The organism is Alteromonas aestuariivivens (genome assembly GCF_003367475.1).
GTDB classification, from domain to species: Bacteria; Pseudomonadota; Gammaproteobacteria; order Enterobacterales; family Alteromonadaceae; genus Alteromonas; species Alteromonas aestuariivivens.
This window is the reverse complement of the sequence record NZ_QRHA01000005.1, coordinates 327685-343640: the sequence shown is the minus strand read 5'-3', so window position 1 is coordinate 343640 and position 15956 is coordinate 327685. Positions and strand designations below refer to the sequence as shown.

At 49.6% G+C, this 15956-nt stretch carries 13 protein-coding genes and 1 other RNA gene; 6 read left to right on the top strand and 8 right to left on the bottom strand.

Going from position 1 to position 15956, the window contains the following annotated elements; translation table 11 throughout:
- Positions 1 to 110 precede the first annotated feature (110 nt).
- Complete coding sequence (locus DXV75_RS08950; protein ID WP_147291816.1) at positions 111 to 638, bottom strand: replication endonuclease; 528 nt, start codon at positions 636 to 638, stop codon at positions 111 to 113.
- A gap of 269 nt (positions 639 to 907) precedes the next feature.
- Positions 908 to 1263: a transfer-messenger RNA gene (gene ssrA, locus DXV75_RS08945) on the bottom strand.
- Positions 1264 to 1645: 382 nt separating this feature from the next.
- Here ssrA and DXV75_RS08940 point away from each other — a divergent pair.
- Positions 1646 to 2860 carry a right-handed parallel beta-helix repeat-containing protein gene (locus tag DXV75_RS08940; RefSeq protein WP_115593055.1) on the top strand — a complete coding sequence of 405 codons (1215 nt, stop codon included), beginning with the start codon at positions 1646 to 1648 and terminating at the stop codon, positions 2858 to 2860.
- 170 nt (positions 2861 to 3030) lie between these two features.
- The gene (locus tag DXV75_RS08935) at positions 3031 to 4275 is read left to right on the top strand and encodes an NADH:flavin oxidoreductase/NADH oxidase family protein (protein ID WP_115593054.1); all 1245 of its coding nucleotides are present in this window, start codon (positions 3031 to 3033) and stop codon (positions 4273 to 4275) included.
- 52 nt (positions 4276 to 4327) lie between these two features.
- Here DXV75_RS08935 and smpB read toward each other — a convergent pair whose 3' ends face one another.
- Positions 4328 to 4807, bottom strand: coding sequence for an SsrA-binding protein SmpB (gene smpB / locus DXV75_RS08930; RefSeq protein ID WP_115593079.1), 480 nt, complete (start codon positions 4805 to 4807; stop codon positions 4328 to 4330).
- Positions 4808 to 4964: 157 nt separating this feature from the next.
- On the opposite strand from smpB, the gene DXV75_RS08925 reads away from it, so the two are divergent.
- Positions 4965 to 5393 (top strand): type II toxin-antitoxin system RatA family toxin, encoded by a 429-nt coding sequence (locus DXV75_RS08925; protein WP_115593053.1) that lies wholly within the window; start codon positions 4965 to 4967, stop codon positions 5391 to 5393.
- Positions 5393 to 5740, top strand: coding sequence for an RnfH family protein (locus tag DXV75_RS08920; protein ID WP_115593052.1), 348 nt, complete (start codon positions 5393 to 5395; stop codon positions 5738 to 5740). The genes DXV75_RS08925 and DXV75_RS08920 overlap by 1 nt, the downstream gene beginning before the upstream one ends.
- A gap of 15 nt (positions 5741 to 5755) precedes the next feature.
- On the opposite strand, the gene DXV75_RS08915 is transcribed toward DXV75_RS08920, so the two are convergent.
- The 3 genes from DXV75_RS08915 to ppsR all read right to left on the bottom strand — a co-directional run bounded on the left by DXV75_RS08915 (position 5756) and on the right by ppsR (position 9329).
- Entirely contained in the window at positions 5756 to 6229 is a 474-nt protein-coding gene (locus DXV75_RS08915) for a MarR family winged helix-turn-helix transcriptional regulator (RefSeq protein ID WP_115593051.1), read from the bottom strand.
- 34 nt (positions 6230 to 6263) lie between these two features.
- Entirely contained in the window at positions 6264 to 8240 is a 1977-nt protein-coding gene (locus DXV75_RS08910; protein WP_181898391.1) for a BCCT family transporter, read from the bottom strand.
- Between the two features lie 276 nt (positions 8241 to 8516).
- Positions 8517 to 9329: a posphoenolpyruvate synthetase regulatory kinase/phosphorylase PpsR gene (ppsR, locus tag DXV75_RS08905; RefSeq protein ID WP_115593049.1), complete on the bottom strand. Its 813-nt coding sequence runs from the start codon at positions 9327 to 9329 to the stop codon at positions 8517 to 8519.
- Positions 9330 to 9520: 191 nt separating this feature from the next.
- Between ppsR and ppsA the strand changes: the two genes are divergently transcribed.
- The gene (gene ppsA, locus DXV75_RS08900) at positions 9521 to 11893 is read left to right on the top strand and encodes a phosphoenolpyruvate synthase (protein ID WP_115593048.1); all 2373 of its coding nucleotides are present in this window, start codon (positions 9521 to 9523) and stop codon (positions 11891 to 11893) included.
- Between the two features lie 79 nt (positions 11894 to 11972).
- On the opposite strand, the gene DXV75_RS08895 is transcribed toward ppsA, so the two are convergent.
- Positions 11973 to 12194 carry a PGPGW domain-containing protein gene (locus tag DXV75_RS08895; protein WP_115593047.1) on the bottom strand — a complete coding sequence of 74 codons (222 nt, stop codon included), beginning with the start codon at positions 12192 to 12194 and terminating at the stop codon, positions 11973 to 11975.
- A 170-nt stretch (positions 12195 to 12364) separates the two neighbouring features.
- Here DXV75_RS08895 and ydiJ point away from each other — a divergent pair, with 170 nt between their 5' ends.
- The gene (gene ydiJ / locus DXV75_RS08890; protein ID WP_115593078.1) at positions 12365 to 15409 is read left to right on the top strand and encodes a D-2-hydroxyglutarate dehydrogenase YdiJ; all 3045 of its coding nucleotides are present in this window, start codon (positions 12365 to 12367) and stop codon (positions 15407 to 15409) included.
- 82 nt (positions 15410 to 15491) lie between these two features.
- On the opposite strand, the gene DXV75_RS08885 is transcribed toward ydiJ, so the two are convergent.
- Positions 15492 to 15950 (bottom strand): GNAT family N-acetyltransferase, encoded by a 459-nt coding sequence (locus DXV75_RS08885; protein ID WP_115593046.1) that lies wholly within the window; start codon positions 15948 to 15950, stop codon positions 15492 to 15494.
- Between the last annotated feature and the right edge of the window lie 6 nt (positions 15951 to 15956).

Genomic DNA, 15956 nt, shown 5'->3' with positions numbered 1-15956 from the left:
TTATATTCATGGCTATTACAGCCGACTGAGACCGCATTCATACAACGGTGGTTTAACACCGAATGAATCGGAGAAACGTTACTGGAATAGCTACAACGATGTGGCCAAAATTACTTGACCACTACACTGCGAACTCTTGGGTTAGAGACATTAGAGTTGTAGGCATCGAGCATTGAAATGTATTCACCATCGGCACTGCAGAACCATTTATTTTCCATGTAGCTCAGTGACTGCTCTTTTTCCCACTGGTGCTGTGACAATCTTTCGCTACTGCAATATGTGCTTTTCTCTTGGTGAACCAGGTCTAGTTGGCGCCGAACTTCTTCCATCTGTTGTGCTGCTAACTGCTTTAACCTTTTAAACCAAAACTTTTCAGAGCGAAGTTGAGTTAATGCTTCGGCGATTGAATGGTCATCGGGCAATACAAAGCCGTATCGTGAGAACTTACTTTTGCAAAAGGAGAGGGCTTGCTCTTTAGCCATGTGGGCGGTGTCACGCATACATTCATTGGCTTTTGTTTTGGCAAAACGCTTGAGTTCTGGTAGGTCAGTAGTCAGGTTTAGATCGGCAACCTGGAGTTGCTTATCTAAATTAGATAGGAATCGGTTGGCGGTTACGTAATCACTGAGGCGCGTCAATTTTATATATTTATGAGCAACGTCATAAGCGATGGGGCTTAACTTATCGAATATCCGAGAACGAAACTTGTGGCATTCACGAGTACCAATACCCTCAGTAAGTGCTAAGGGGGAGGTGACAGATTCGCGACATCCGAGTACAGATTCAGGACATTCTGAGGCCCTTTGTAGACCGTCCGAGACCTGTTGAGTATTTCGGTGAGCTTCGCTGGAGTCAGCGTTTTTAGTGGGATAAAGCGGTCTAGAGTGGTCTAGACCGCTTTGGCATTTGGTGGAGCTGGCGGGATTTGAACCCGCGTCCAGAAAATGTCTACTTTTGGTACTACATGCTTAGTTTGTCTTTTATTTAACTACTTTGGACTCCGGCAAACAGGATTCCTGGTAGCTGTCCTGATACTGTTTCGCGGTTCAACCTCAGGAGAGTTTCCCTCGCTAGTTTGCTTATATGACCTTCCGAACCCACGCTAGCAAACAAAGCTGTGGTGGAAGGGCCTATGCCGGGTATTAAGCGGCTAGTGCGTAAGTTTCGTCGTTTGCGACTATTTAATGCGGCTTTTTAAGAGGCAAACCGCTCCTCTGCATGCACCTCCAGCTTCCTAGATCCTGTCGAATCCTAATCAGCCCCGGAGATCTCCTGTTACCAGGATTTTCACACCCTTGAAACAAACAGTTTCGACGGTGGAACTTATTCGGAGTTTACCTACTTTCGTACGCCAGTACAACCTGCATTTAATACGCTACATAAGCCCTCAAACCCCATTCAGAGCCCTTAGTTAGATGAGGAGCGCGTCTGGTGACGCTCGATTTACAAAACTATGCAACGTTGCTCAATGTGACAAGTGTAAATATTTTGTTGAAATTGGTTTAATTTGATCAATAATGTGTTTGTTTTGTGTTTATTTTTGGTTGAAGTTGACCTTTTTTGGCCTATATGGAAACCAGTAACCGGAAGACGCATGTGTCTCCACTCAAATAACGCTCGATACAAACACCCGGGTACCCTAAATATGATTAAGAATATCAAAAAAAAGATTTGTCTATCTACGCTGGGCTTTTTGGCAATACCTGTCGTTAATGCTGCAAATTGTACCAGTACGCCTGTAAACCCCAATGGCAACGTCAGTCAGCTGAAGGATGCGTTACAGCAGGCTACCAACACGGGTTTGCCGCTAACCATTACCGGTACTTACTACATAAGTTCAGACATAAAAGTGACGTTGCGAAAAGATCTGGTTGTCGATGCAACCGGGGCCAATTTTATTGCTACCTCAAGTCTTGATGGCGATATGTTCAGTTTCGATACTGTGAATGGCGACAACGTTTGCAACAATGAAAACGCACTTGCCGATTTTCATTGGGACGGTGGCAGTTTCAATATGGCCAACGCCTATGTGTCGAAGGTTGTACCCTATACCCAGTTGACTCCTTCAGGTCGCGAAGGTACACAGAATACTGGTGACGCATTGTCTATTCGCGGTGTGGTAAACAGCACCAATTATCACAAGCTCGATGAACTAATTATTGAAAACATCACCTACACTGGCACAGCATCCAGCAGTGATCCTTTCTATTTAGCCGGTGGTGACAGTGCAATTTTAATGACCGGAGCGTTAAAAGCGACAATTCGTTACAACAACTTCTATGGTGTGCGTGATGCTGCGGTCTATCTGAGTGCGGGCGGTGATTCCGGCCAGTTTGGCGACCACTTTACTATTCACAACAACTATGTAGAACGCGCATTTGACGGGTTTACCTCAAAGCGTGGCGCAGACAATATTGTCATGCGGGACAATGATCTGGTTGATGTTGCAGTGGGTTTGAGTGTCAAGAGCGTTAATCAGGGCTGGCAGGCCACTAATATCACGATAAAACGCAACACTATAGACAAAGCCATGCGGGCCATCAGTCTTGAAACTGCAAACAACGTTACAGTTGATGACAATACAATTGATAACCTGGGCGATGTGGTGGCAAACCAAAGTAGCACGGTGGCAAATTTCAATTCGTTCAGTGATGCCTTCGAAGGCATCTCGCTTATTGGTGTTCAGGGAACCAATGTCGTGAGTAACAATTCGATTAACGGCATTACTGGTTCAAGCCGTGAGGGGGCTACCACAACCTGGGGTATAGTCACCCGTTCATATGAAGGGCGTTCGACTACAGGAGTGACCAAAACAACGAACTCCTTTTACAAACTGGATAAGTGGTCAATGGATTTGTGATTAGAGGCCAATAAAGCGCGTTCAGGGCACACTGCTTTGAATTGCGCTTTGCACGTTGAAGGTAAAGTTGCTAATTCTTTGGGTGAAAAGGCAGTAAAACAGGTTCTAAAGGGTGCAATCTGCTGCGATCTTGATTAAAGTACCCCAGCTTTTAATATCAGATTAGCAGTATGAAAACTGATTCCATTGTCAATACCCCGTTCTCCCTGCCATGTGGGCAAGTTGTTCCAAACCGGATAGTGAAAGCCGCAATGGAAGAAAATATGGCTGGGCCGGGAAGGCTGCCCGGTTATGCTCTGTTAGCTTTGTATCGCTATTGGGCTCACGGTGGTGCAGGTATGATCATTACCGGAAATGTTATGGTTGACAGTGCTGCCATGACCGGGCCGGGTGGGGTAGTGCTCGAAAGTTCCTCTCCGTCAGACCCCTTCGAGCGCTGGGCGTCAGTTATCAAATCGGGTGGTGCGCTGGCGATAATGCAAATCAACCACCCAGGCAGGCAATCTTTTGTCAAACTCAAAGGCAAGGCTCTGGCACCCTCGGCGGTCCCGCTGAATATGGGACGCTTTTCCAAACAGTTTGTTCAGCCAAAAGCTATGAGCTGTGAAGAGATCAGAGATGTTTGCCAGCGTTTCGTGAGTACCGCAAAATGTGCTCAGAATGCCGGTTTTGACGGTGTGGAAGTACACGCTGCGCATGGGTATTTGTTGAGTCAGTTTTTGTCCCCGTTAACCAACCATCGCCAGGATGAGTATGGCGGGTGTCTGGAAAATCGCGCTCGTTTATTGCTGAATATTGTCAGCCAGATCCGGGCTACCTGCGGAAAACACTTTGCCATTCTTATAAAGCTTAATTCTGCGGATTTTCAAAGGGGCGGCTTTACCATAAAAGATGCCCGGCGTGTCATTGCCATGTTGGAGCGGCTGGATGTGGATGTGATCGAGCTAAGTGGCGGCAGCTATGAAGTGCCAGCGATGCAGGGGCAATCACGGGATCATAATACCCTTGCCAGAGAAGCGTATTTTCTGAAATTTGCCCGGGAAATACTGGTTGATACCCGTGTCCCAATAATGACCACGGGTGGGGTGAAGCAACTTGCCGTGGCAGAACAGGTTATTGAACATGGGTGTGCTTTTGTGGGCATGGCCAGCGCGTTCGCAGTTACTCCTGATTTACCCTTAAAATGGCAAAGTAAACCGGACTATCAGGGAGTACTCCCCTATTGTAGCTGGCAGAACAAAGTTTTGGTAAGCCTGGCTAAAATGGCCATGGTGCGGCGGAATTTACGCCGCTTGGGTAACAATCTCTCAACTGTGCGGGACCCGTCACCTTTATGGAGCCTGGTCCAGGACATGTGGCACAAAAGACGGGCCACCCAACGTTACCTCAGAGAAAGGGCCAGAATACCAGGGTAAAAGCAGTTTCCAGCCAGTTACAACGAGAAATTTCAGGAGCTGGTAAACACTGCTATGAGCTGTGCTTCATCACCCGTTCTTTCTGACGTTGCCAGTCACGATCTTTAACCGCATCCCTCTTATCGTGGGTGTGTTTACCTTTGGCCAAGTAGATTTCCAGTTTTACCCAGCATTTTTTCCAGTACATTGCGGTGGCAACAATAGAGTAGCCCTGCCTGTCCCGGGCACCCATGAGACGGTCGAGTTCACGCTTTTTTAGCAACAGTTTTCTGGCCCGCTCGGGTTCGCATACCACGTGAGTTGAAGCCTGGTTGAGCGGGGAAATACGGGCACCTACCAGATAGGCCTCGCCGTTCTGGATGATGACGTAATTGTCAGTAATGTTCACCTTGCCGGCCCGGATGCTCTTGATTTCCCAACCCTGTAAAGCCAAGCCGGCTTCAAATTTGTCTTCAAGGTGGTAGTCGTGGCGCGCCTTTTTATTCAGGGCGATGGTACCGGAAGTGGATTTATTGGCTTTATTCTTTTTCATGGCGGCTATTATACTGATTGCGGGTTTAATGTCTTGTATTTCAGTGGCTGGCATCACATTTTGTTCATCGGCTGGTTTGCCTTGTTTTCAGCGCTAGTTGGGGCCCCCAACTCATGCTAGACTGGCCGCTTTTGTTAGCGATGTAAGTTTTAATTTTATGCCGAGTATTCAACGCAGTGCATTGGTGGCATACAGTGCTCAAGCCATGTTTGATTTGGTGAATGATGTGGAATCTTATCCGGAATTTCTTCCTGGTTGCGCAGACAGCAAAGTCATCGACCATCAGGATAGCGTAATGAAGGCGTCTCTGCTGGTTACCAAAGCTGGTATGCAGCAGTGGTTTACTACCAGCAATGTGCTTGAGCCAGCCCGACGAATTGAAATGACCCTTGTTGAGGGGCCATTTAAACACCTGCGTGGCGGATGGACGTTTTCCGCCCTGTCTGAGTCTGCGTGTAAAATTGAATTTAGTCTGGAGTTTGAATTCAGCAACAAACTGGCTGAACTGGCGTTCGGAAAGATTTTTAATGGCCTCGCCGCCAATATGGTGAACGCTTTTACGCAACGGGCGAGGGCGGTGTACTGATGGCCGCTGTGGTTAATGTTGAGGTGGTTTATGGTTTGCCCGACAGGCAGACGCTGGTGGAACTTGCTATTCGGGAAGGGGCCACCGTTGAAGAGGTGATCCAGGCATCCCGTTTGTCTGAACTTTATCCGGAGATAGACCTTGCCAGCAATAAGGTTGGTATATGGAGCCGGGTTGTAAAACTGACCGATACGGTGCGGGAAGGCGACAGGGTGGAAATCTACCGGCCGCTGATTGCAGACCCCAAAGAGGTCAGAAAACGCCGCGCTGAAAAAGCCATTCAGGAAGGGCGGGCCGACAAAGTTACCGGTGGGCGCCCGAATCCGTTGAAAGCGAAATCAGACTGAGATTTCGGTCTGGTTTCAGGTATCGGAAAGCTCGCCCACTTCCAGTAAGGGCGACGCATCCAAATCCTCGGCGTCCATCATGGTGGCGATGCGTTGCATTGTGGCTACCATCTGGCTTTGTTCCCATTCTTTTAGCTGATGGAACCTCTCAATAAAGTGTTCCTGCAATGGGCGGGGGGCATCTTTTATCGCTTCCTGACCTAACTCCGTAAGATAAACGCCAACTTTGCGCTTGTCCGTGGTGCTGCGAATTCGATTGGCCAGATTGCGGGCTTCAAGCCTGTCGAGTATGTTGGTAATAGTGGCGGGGCTCAGGTTAATGTTTTCTGCAATTTCCCTGACCATGATCCCAGGGCTGAGCTGAATGTTCTGCATCACCATAAGCTGCGGGCCGGTTAGCCCAACCGATTTACTGAGGTGTTTGCTGCGTAAATCCACAGCCCGCATTACCCGCCTCAGCGCGACAAGCAATTCTTCTTCTTTCCGCATTCAATTCCTTCCTGCAACAACAGGGTAATTATTATTATTCAGTGAGCAGGTGCAAAAAATGCTGGTGTTTGTAAAACTGCTCAATAACATCGTTAATAATGCCCAGCCGGGACCAGCCCATAATATCGTAGTTTTGGCCACCTTCTGAAAGGTGGACTTCCGCGCGATAGTACGTTTGGTTTTCACTACTGTCTACAGTTTCTTGTTCAGTTGGCAGAATTTCAGGATGGCTGGATTCTGTCAGGTACACCCCGTAAACAAAATTCAGCTCTACCCCCAGAATCACTTTCAGTTCAATGTGCTGGTGTGATTCGTCAATAACAGTATCAAAGTTCTGATTTTCAAACTCTTTTGTAACTTCTTTTAGCGCTGGTTTGATGGTGTTTTCGAGGTGATTGCTGACCGCCGGTTTGTGTGGGCGGTGCAGGATGGCGTGCAGGCGTTCCTGCCAGTCTTCCTTATGACGGGAAGCGGGCAAAGGTACAATTGTGGTCTGCAAACTTTCCCGTTTATAGGTCTCCACTTTTAGTGCTTTAAACAGCCCGTACATGGATATCAGCAGGATGATCCCGAAAGGCAATGCAGCCGCAATCGTCATGGTTTGCAAAGCTTGTAACCCACCGGCATACAGCAGTACCGAGGCGACAATCCCTACGCCCAGTGCCCAGTAAATTCGTTGCCAGACCGGAGTGTTGTTGTTTCCGTGGGAACACAGCATATCTACTACCATGGCACCGGAATCGCAGGAGGTAACAAAAAATACCATCACCATCAGCAATGCAAGCACAATCAGAACACTGGAGAACGGAAAGTGTTGCAAAAACACAAATAACGCCACCGACGTATCCTGTTCAACCATGGTGGCAAGTTCAGTAAAGCCCTGGTTGAACACCATATCAATAGCACTATTGCCGAATACGGTCATCCAGAGCAGCGTGAACGCCGTGGGAATGCACAATACACCCACCACAAACTCCCGGATAGTGCGACCATAGGATATCCGTGCGATAAACAGGCCGACAAACGGCGCCCAGGCCAGCCACCAACCCCAGTAAAAAATGGTCCACCCTCCAATCCATTCCGTGCGCTCATAGGCAAACAAATACAGGGTTTTTCTAACGATTTCAGAAAGATATGCACCGGTATTTTGCAGGTAGGCCTGCACCAAAAACACGGTCGGTCCTAGGGCGATAATAAACACAAGCAGTGCGATAGCCAGCACCATATTGGTTTCGGACAGTCGGCGAATGCCTTTGTCCAGCCCTGTGACCACGGAAATTATGGCGAGACCGACGACTACAGCCATTATGACGATCTGAACCCCGGTGGTGCTTGGTACACCCATCAGGTAGTTAAGCCCGGCATTGATTTGAGAAGCACCGAACCCCAACGAGGTAGACACGCCGAATATCGTCGAGGTTACCGCAAAGATGTCTACTACGTGGCCAGGCCACCCGTGTATACGTTCTCCTATCATTGGGTACAGGGCCGAACGCAGGGTTAATGGCAACTGATAGCGAAATGAAAAGTAGGCCAGAATCAGAGCGACAATGGCATATATTGCCCAGGCGTGGACGCCCCAGTGAAAAAAAGTGGTTGCCATTGCTTCGCGCACCGCTTCCACGGTTTGGGGTGAGGCGGTTGGTGGTGCGACAAAATGCATGATGGGCTCGGCAACGCCGAAAAACATCAGGCCAATCCCCATGCCGGCGGCGAAAAGCATCGAGATCCAGCTTGGCATTGAGAATTCCGGTCTGGCATGTTCCGGGCCAAGGCGAATATCACCGTACCTGGAGACTCCGAGAAAAACCACTGCAAACAGGATCAGCGCTACGGTCAGAACGTAGAACCAGCCGCCATTATCAATGATTGAGTCCTGTATTTGCTGAAACAGGCTTTCCGCTAATTCGGGTGCTGTAACGGCGAACAGCATCAAAACCACGATGAGCACTGAAGAGGTGGCAAACACCACTTTATTCAAACTCTGGGATTTTGCTTTGGAATTTACCAAGGGGCCTGGTCCTCCTAATTTCATTCAAAAGGCGATAGCTGCATTCAAACAGGCCAGTACCTGAGTGAGCTGGAACACACAACAGCTTCTATTGCACAGTGTCCGAAGCCCGTAACAAATAACTGAACCTAACAATTAATAACTTTAGCACTAATTATTTGATTTCGATTTATTGGTTGGGGTTGGTACGCGTGAGGCGGGCGATAGGCTCAAAGCTTTGCCAGATTCTGTTGGAATACGCTAACCCGCTATCGGTGGCCGAGGCCGGGTAAAGAGTTAGTACTTGCGCCGCTGCAATCCGGTTTCTGCCAGAATTTTTGCTGAGATTTCCTCAATCGAATAGCGGGTTGAGTTCAAAAAAGGGATTTTTTCTTTTCTGTACAAATTTTCTACTTCCCGCAGTTCCATGCGGCATTGCTGCAATGAAGCATAGCGACTGTTGGCCCTGCGCTCGGACCGGATTTGATGCAGCCTTTGTGCTTCAATGGTAAGCCCGAACAATTTGTCCTTAAAGCGGCGTAATCCTGGCGGTAATCGGAGCATGTCGCCCATGTCTTCTTCGGTAAACGGGTAATTGGCAGCCTTAATACCATACTGAAGTGCAAGATAAAGGCTGGTGGGGGTTTTACCCGAGCGGGATACACCCACCAGAATGATGTCGGCCTCTGCGTAGTCTTTGAGATTGGCACCATCGTCGTTGGCCAGGGCGTAGTTCACCGCTTCAATGCGTATGTCATAAGTGGTTTCATGAATACTGTGGGTTCGATGCTTTTCAGGTTTGGAAGGTATACCGAGTACTTTTTCCAGCGGAGCCACAAATTGATCAAGAAAATTGTAATTGATACCTACTGAGCGGGCGATGATTTTACGGATTTCAACATTCACAATTGTATAAAAAACGAGCGGGCGCTCTCCACTGTCTTGAAAACTTTCAGAAATTTGCTCGAGTACTTTGTAAGCGTGCTCTTCAGTTTCAACAAACGGAATGGTCTTGTGATTGAACTGAACGGGGAACAGGGAAAGCAGGGCGTGGCCAAACACTTCTGAGGTGATGGCCGTACCGTCGGATATGTAAAAAGCTGTGCGCACAACATTTCCTTAACGTTGTTGTAAATTAATTACAAAATTAAAAAAATTTTTACTTTCAAAATTTCCCCATTCTAAGATGGTTTTGTCGAAAAGCCAGTCAGGTGGGAAAACTATGCTGATGAGAAGTTCGGCACCAGCCAGCTCAAACAGTTTGGGCAACACAGATAAAGTTAAGCGGGAGGCTTAGGGCAGTGCAAGAATACGTACTTTGGTATCAAGAATTGGGCATGCAGGATGTCGGACGCGTGGGAGGCAAAAACGCATCACTCGGAGAAATGATCTCGAATCTGGCAAACGCCGGGGTTCAGGTTCCCGGTGGTTTTGCTACCACCGCCGATGCGTTTAACGAATTTCTGGAGCAAAGCGGCTTGGAGGCCAGGATACACGAAGTACTGGATTCCCTCGATGTGGATGATGTCAGCGCTTTGGCGCAGGCGGGTAAGGACATTCGAAGCTGGATTGTCGAAACGCCGTTTCAGCCTGCACTGGAAGACGCTATAAAAGAGGCGTTTGAAACCCTGCAGGGGGATCTGGGTGAGACCGCCTCATTTGCGGTACGTTCTTCGGCTACGGCAGAAGACATGCCAGATGCTTCGTTCGCCGGGCAGCAGGAAACCTTTCTTAATGTGAAAGGTTACGATGCGGTGATGGTTGCGATTAAACACGTTTTTGCATCTCTGTTTAACGATCGGGCCATTTCCTACCGTGTCCATCAGGGCTACGACCACAAGGGCGTGGCATTATCGGCCGGTGTGCAGAGAATGGTGCGCAGCGACATAGCTTCTTCCGGGGTCATGTTCTCGATTGACACCGAATCCGGGTTTGAGGATGTGGTATTCATTACCAGCTCACTGGGTTTGGGCGAAATGGTGGTTCAGGGGGCGGTGAATCCGGACGAATTCTACGTCCACAAGCCGACGCTGAACAAAGGCCTGCCCGCTATTGTGCGACGTAATCTGGGCAGCAAACTGACCAAAATGGTGTATTCAGAAGACAGTGCTCACGGCAAGCAGGTTGCAATAGTTGATGTCGAGCCAGAGCAATCCAAACGGTTTTCACTCAGCGATGATGAGGTGATGGAGCTGGCCAAACAGGCTTTGATCATAGAGCAGCATTACAACCGCCCGATGGACATCGAGTGGGCGAAAGACGGCACAGACGGCAAACTCTATATTGTTCAGGCCCGCCCGGAGACCGTGCGCAGCCGCGAAGACAGCCAGAGTATCGAGCGTTTTCATCTAAAGGGTGAGGGCAGTGTGATATGTGAAGGGCGTGCTATCGGGCACAAAATAGGGGCCGGTACTGCCAAGGTGCTCGCTTCCATTGAGGAAATGGACAAGATCCAGGTTGGTGATGTTCTGGTTACCGACATGACCGATCCTGACTGGGAACCCATCATGAAAAAGGCCTCAGCGATTGTAACCAACCGCGGCGGGCGAACCTGCCACGCGGCCATTATCGCCCGGGAACTGGGGATCCCGGCCGTGGTTGGCTGTGGAAACGCCACTGACAGCCTGAAAACCGGCGACCAGGTCACAGTTTCCTGTGCCGAAGGTGACACCGGGTACATCTATTCCAAACAGCTTGAATTTGATGTGGTGACGTCACGCATCGATGCAATGCCGGATTTACCGCTTAAGGTCATGATGAATGTGGGTAACCCGGATCGGGCGTTTGACTTTGCACGTTTACCCCACAAAGGCGTGGGGCTGGCCAGGCTGGAATTTATCATCAACCGCATGATTGGGGTTCACCCCAAAGCGCTGCTCAATTTTGACAGCCAGCCAGAAGAATTGCAGGAAGAAATCCGCGACATGATGGCCGGTTATGCTTCCCCAACCGAATATTACATTGAGAAACTGGTTGAAGGGATCTCTACCATCGGGGCGGCCTTTGCACCGGAAAAGGTCATTGTGCGCATGTCCGACTTCAAATCCAACGAGTATTTCAATCTGGTTGGCGGTTATCAGTACGAGCCTGATGAGGAAAACCCCATGCTGGGCTTCCGCGGAGCGAGCCGCTACGTTTCGGAGGATTTCCGGGATTGTTTTGCGCTTGAATGCGAAGCGATAAAGCGTGTGCGCAATAAAATGGGCCTTGCCAATGTGGAAATTATGATCCCGTTTGTACGCACCGTTGAAGAAGGCAAAAAGGTTATTGAACTGCTGGCTGAGCAGGGGCTGATTAAAGGCGAAAACGGGTTGCGCATTATCATGATGTGCGAATTACCGTCTAATGCGTTATTGGCTGACCAGTTTCTGGATATATTTGACGGGTTTTCAATTGGCTCGAATGATCTCACCCAGTTAACCCTCGGCCTGGATCGGGATTCTGGCCTTATTGCCCATTTGTTTGATGAACGAAATGATGCCGTGAAAGCCTTGCTGTCGATGGCCATTCAGGCAGCGAAAAAGCGCGGCAAATACGTTGGCATATGTGGTCAGGGGCCCTCCGATCACGAAGACTTCGCTGCCTGGCTGGTTGATGAGGGAATAGACTCTGTTTCGCTAAATCCGGATACCGTGGTTGAAACCTGGTTGTATCTTGCAGAGAAACATGGTTAATATAATGTTAATGATGAGGCCGAACCCAACCTGGCCTCACCATCACCGGAAGCCGCGTAAAGCGGCTTTTTTTTGCCCGTTAACCGCGCAGCTTGCGTGCCAGTAACCAACGGTCTGCCTGCTGTGCACCCCGGCTCATGGTTTTCTGTACCTTCTTCAACCAGCCTCGTGCCTTGGGCCAGTCGTAGCTCAGCAGAACCAGACCTGCCAGCACTAACAGTATGGATCCGGGCAGAAGGGTGAGAACAATGCCTGCAATCAACAGCAAGCTTCCGGCAGATAGGCGTAAGATTTTCTTCATGTCTGTGGTTCATTTAAATTAGTAAGCCTAGCTTAAACGAAGTGACAAACTAATTTCCAACCGCGAAATGTAAACAGGTTTTTCTGTACTGGAAGTGGTCAAAAAACCGTAGAGACCCGGCGTTGGGATGGGTATACTTGGCGGCACATTATTCCTGGGAGGAAGTATTGTTGAGTTTACCCCGCGTAGCACCACAGAGTAGTCCATCGGAACACTATCAAGCCTATTTAACTGCACTCGCCGCATCTGCCTTTGCGGGGGATATCGAATACAGTTATGGCAGCCGACTGGCCGTGGCAACCGATAATTCGGTGTATCAAAAACTTCCCCAGGCAGTACTATTCCCTAAATCAGTGAGTGATTTACGGTGCCTTGGTGAACTGGCAAATCAGCATCCGCTGGTGAAATTCTCGGCCAGGGGCGGTGGTACCGGGACCAACGGGCAAAGTCTGACCGACGGAATTGTGGTAGACCTATCCCGGCACATGAACCAAATCCTTGAAATCAATGTTGAAGAACAATGGGTCCGTGTCCAGGCGGGTGTGGTCAAAGATGCACTCAATGATTTTCTTCGTCCCTACGGATTCTTTTTCTCTCCCGATCTTTCGACCAGTAACCGAGCCACCATAGGCGGCATGATTAACACAGATGCGTCCGGGCAGGGCTCGCTGGTGTATGGGAAAACCAGCGACCATGTGTTGGAACTGACCTCGGTTCTGGCCAACGGAGAATGCCTTGTGACCGCTCCTATGACGCTGGCCGATGCGCAGAACAGCGCCCGGCAGAGCGATACACTGGGGCGGATTACCCGTCAGGTATTGGCAACCTGTGTCGACAAACGCGCTGCAATTCTGGCTAAGTTTCCTCGCCTGAACCGTTTCCTGACCGGCTACGATTTGGAGCATGCGTACAACGCCGACGAGCAGCTTATCGATATCAGCAGGCTGATAACCGGTTCTGAAGGCTCCCTGGTGATGGTTGCAGAGGCTAAGTTATCGTTAACACCGATTGCCCGTCACAAGGCGCTGGTTAACGTGAAGTACGACAGTTTCGAATCTGCCCTGCGTCATGCGCCACGCATGATTGCCGCCAACGCGACCTCTGTGGAAACCGTAGACAGTAAAGTTCTTAACCTCGCCAGGACCGACATTATCTGGCATTCCATTGAACACTTGATCACCAGCGTGCCGGACAAAGACATGCTTGGTCTGAACATGGTTGAGTACAACAGTAATGACGAAGTGGAAATCCAGTCCCGTATAGCGGCGCTGGAAGCCGAATTGACCGCGGCTGCGAAAGACGGAGATCACGGTGTCATCGGTTATCAGGTTACCTATGACAAAGCGGACATCAGCAAAATATATGCGATGCGAAAAAAAGCCGTTGGGCTTTTGGGTAAAACCGAGGGCAGCCAGAAGCCGCTTGCGTTTGCTGAAGATACGGCGGTACCGCCAGAGAATCTGGCTGATTTTATTCTGGAATTCAGAGCCCTGCTCGATAGCCATGGGTTACAGTACGGCATGTTCGGGCATGTGGATGCCGGCGTGTTGCACGTTCGCCCGGCACTGGACCTGTGCGATCCTGAACAGGAAAAGCTGATGCATCTGATCTCCGATCAGGTGGTCGCGCTGGTGGCAAAATACGGTGGCTTGATGTGGGGTGAGCACGGAAAAGGCTACAGAAGCGAGTATGGCCCGGCATTTTTTGGTGAAGAACTGTTTACCGAATTGCGGCGCATTAAAGCGGCCTTTGATCCCCATAATAAAATGAATCCGGGTAAAATCTGTACACCAGTGAACAGCAGTGATGAACTGGTCAGAGTGAGTGACACCAAACGTGCCACGTATGACAGAACCATTCCAGCGGTATTTAAAGAGGCGTTTGCTCCGGCTATGGAATGTAACGGCAACGGCTTGTGTTTCAACTACGACGTTACATCGCCCATGTGCCCTTCGAGCAAAATCACCCGTGATCGCCGTCACTCTCCCAAAGGCCGGGCCGGGTTGATTCGGGAGTGGTTGCGCCTGATGGCAAAGGAAGGGCTGGATTTGGCCAAGCTGGAATCAGGTAAACTCAAAGCCAACTGGTGGCTGCGCTGGCAGAATTCACGGTCAGGCGAGGAAGATTTTTCTCATGAAGTGCTGGACGCCATGAACGGCTGTCTTGCGTGTAAATCGTGCTCCAGCCAGTGCCCTGTGAAAGTGGATGTACCCGAGTTTCGTGCCAGATTTTTAGCCATTTATTACCAGCGTTATATGCGCCCGTTTAAGGATTACATGGTAGCCAACATTGAAAGAATGGCGCCTTTGATGGCCAAAATGCCCCTTCTGGTTAACAGTATTCTTAAACTCGGACTGGTGCAAAAAGGTATCGAAAAAGGCTTGGGCTACGTAGATACCCCTCTGTTGTCGGTTCCGACTCTTGAAAAGCGTATTGCAGGGGAGGCCGTTCCATTTGACCTGGATACTCTGGAGCAGCTTGAGCCTGACCAGCGTTGTCAATATGTGCTGGTTGTACAGGATCCGTTTACCAGTTTTTATGATGCGCAGGTTGTTGCTGATCTCATTTCGTTGATCCGTCGCCTGGGGTTGAAGCCGGTTTTGTTACCGTTCAAACCCAATGGTAAGCCGGAACATGTAAAAGGCTTTTTGCAGCGTTTCGCCAATACTGCGCGCTCTTCCGCTGATTTTCTGAATCAGCTTCATGAACTGGGAATGCCGATGGTGGGCGTCGATGCTTCGCTGGTGTTGTGCTACCGCGATGAATACTCCAAGGTGCTGGGGGACAAGCGTGGCAATTTCCATGTTCAGATGGTTCACGAATGGCTGCTGTCACTGCCCGATAGCGCGTGGGCACCATTTGAGCACGTTACGCCGGTAGAGCAACGAAAACCGTTCGCCTTGTTCAGCCATTGTACGGAAAAAACCGCCTTACCTAAATCAGAACAGCAGTGGCAGTCATTGTTTGCTCGTTTGAACCAACCTGTGGAGATAGTTGCTGTGGGCTGCTGCGGGATGGCCGGAACTTACGGCCATGAAGCGGACCAGAAGGAAAAATCGCTGGGTATTTATGGCTTGAGCTGGCAACAGGCGGTAAACCGGTTTGAACCGCAACAGATACTCGCCAGTGGCTATTCGTGCCGCAGCCAGGTGAAGCGGCAGGAAAATTTTCAGCCGCAGCACCCACTGCAGGGACTACTCAGCTTGCTGGATTGATTTCATATTCTGGATAAGTGAATGTTTTGGGAAAAAGTCGGGCCGGGCAAATCCGCCCGGCCGGCTTTTAATTCAAATGCATCTAATGCATGTGTAACACATCAGGAACGATAAACTGAGTCACCGGACACGCCATTCGTTGTCTGGGAATTCCGGCTTCCATAAAAACTGGCCCTGCCGGTGTAAAGCCAAGTTTGGAATGGTAATCTACGCTATCAAGATCACAATTCACCTGAACTACGGCAATTCCTTTGAACTTCGCAATTCCGACCAGAGCACTGAACAGCATTTGATACAAATGTGAGCTCCGGTAGGCCCTTCGAACAGCTATCCGACCTATTTCTCCGTCCTGAGTTAAACGACCCGTTGCGATGGGTTCGTTGTGTTCATTACTGATGAGAACGTGAAATGCGCTGACATCGTGTTCGTCGAATTCCGCTTCCCTTGGAAGTCGCCACTCCAGCACAAAGACCCGCTCTCTAAGCTGAGTCAGTCGATTTTTACCTCTCATCCAATCGACGTTTTCTACCTGAAACGCCATGATGAT

Bases quoted from the DNA above. Each gene is read 5' to 3' on its own strand.
- DXV75_RS08915 (WP_115593051.1), bottom strand. From the start codon at position 6,229: ATGCGGAAAGAAGAAGAATTGCTTGTCGCGCTGAGGCGGGTAATGCGG.
- DXV75_RS08895 (WP_115593047.1), bottom strand. From the start codon at position 12,194: ATGAAGAAAATCTTACGCCTATCTGCCGGAAGCTTGCTGTTGATTGCA.
- DXV75_RS08885 (WP_115593046.1), bottom strand. From the start codon at position 15,950: ATGGCGTTTCAGGTAGAAAACGTCGATTGGATGAGAGGTAAAAATCGA.
- smpB (WP_115593079.1), bottom strand. From the start codon at position 4,807: ATGAAAAAGAATAAAGCCAATAAATCCACTTCCGGTACCATCGCCCTG.
- DXV75_RS08940 (WP_115593055.1), top strand. From the start codon at position 1,646: ATGATTAAGAATATCAAAAAAAAGATTTGTCTATCTACGCTGGGCTTT.
- DXV75_RS08920 (WP_115593052.1), top strand. From the start codon at position 5,393: ATGGCCGCTGTGGTTAATGTTGAGGTGGTTTATGGTTTGCCCGACAGG.
- DXV75_RS08935 (WP_115593054.1), top strand. From the start codon at position 3,031: ATGAAAACTGATTCCATTGTCAATACCCCGTTCTCCCTGCCATGTGGG.
- DXV75_RS08925 (WP_115593053.1), top strand. From the start codon at position 4,965: ATGCCGAGTATTCAACGCAGTGCATTGGTGGCATACAGTGCTCAAGCC.